This is a genomic window from Frankia sp. Mgl5 (genome assembly GCF_023242985.1).
GTDB classification, from domain to species: Bacteria; Actinomycetota; Actinomycetes; order Frankiales; family Frankiaceae; genus Parafrankia; species Parafrankia soli.
Window position 1 is genome coordinate 1 of the sequence record NZ_JALKFY010000773.1, and the last position, 1,314, is coordinate 1,314.

The 1,314-nt window shown below is 68.2% G+C and carries 1 protein-coding gene; it reads left to right on the forward strand.

Annotated elements, in window-relative coordinates; genetic code table 11:
* A partial coding sequence (gene ccrA, locus MXD62_RS27550) for a crotonyl-CoA carboxylase/reductase (protein ID WP_248832307.1) occupies positions 1-1,312 on the forward strand: 1,312 nt, incomplete at its 5' end.
* Positions 1,313-1,314: the final 2 nt, after the last annotated feature.

Consider the following 1,314-nt stretch of genomic DNA (forward strand, 5'->3'; position numbering starts at 1 on the left):
GCGTTCGCCGGAGCGGCGGGCGGAGTTCGGGGCGTTGGCGGTGCCGGAGTCGTACCGGGGTGTGGTGGTGCGCAAGGACGAGGTGGGGATGTTCGAGGGGCGGGCGTCCCGGGACAAGGACCCGCGGGAGTCGTTGCATGTGGATGAGGTGGCGACGCCGGAGTTGGGGCCGGGTGAGGCGCTGGTGGCGGTGATGGCGTCGTCGGTGAACTACAACACGGTGTGGACGTCGATTTTCGAGCCGTTGTCGACGTTCGGGTTCCTGGAGCGGTACGGGCGGTCGTCTCCGCTGGCGAAGAAGCATGACCAGCCGTATCACGTGGTCGGGTCGGACCTGGCGGGGGTGGTGCTGCGGACGGGGCCGGGAGTACACGCGTGGCACCCGGGGGATGAGGTGGTGGCGCACTGTCTGTCGGTGGAGTTGGAGCGTCCCGAGGGTCACAACGACACGATGCTGGATCCGGAGCAGCGGATCTGGGGGTTCGAGACGAATTTCGGTGGTCTTGCGGAGCTGGCGTTGGTGAAGGCGAACCAGTTGATGCCGAAGCCGGGGCATTTGAGTTGGGAGGAGGCGGCGGCGCCGGGGTTGGTGAACTCGACGGCGTACCGGCAGCTGGTGTCGCGTAACGGCGCGAACATGAAGCAGGGCGACGTCGTACTGATCTGGGGAGCATCAGGAGGACTGGGGTCGTACGCCACGCAGATGGCGTTGCGCGGCGGGGCGATCCCGGTGTGTGTGGTGTCCTCGCCGGAGAAGGCGGCGATCTGCCGGGCGATGGGCGCGGAGCTGGTGATCGACCGGGCGGCGGAGGGGTACCGGTTCTGGTCGGACGAGCGGACGCAGGACCCGCGGGAGTGGAAGCGCCTCGGGCGGCGGATCCGGGAGCTGACCGGTGGGGAGGACCCGGACATCGTCTTCGAGCATCCGGGGCGGGAGACGTTCGGCGCGTCGGTGTTCGTGGCACGTCGCGGTGGGACGGTGGTGACGTGCGCGTCGACGAGCGGGTTCGTGCACGAGTTCGACAACCGGTACCTGTGGATGAACCTGAAGCGGATCATCGGGTCGCATTTCGCGAACTACCGGGAGGCGTGGGAGGCGAACCGGTTGGTGGCGCGGGGGATGGTGCATCCGACGTTGTCGAAGGTGTATCCGTTGGAGCGGACGGGGCAGGCGGCGTTCGATGTGCACCGCAACGCCCATCAGGGGAAGGTCGGGGTGCTGTGCCTGGCGCCGGAGGAGGGGCTGGGGATTCGTGACGAGGAGACCCGGGCTCGTCACCTCACCGCCATCAACCGCTTCCGCGGCGTGTAGGA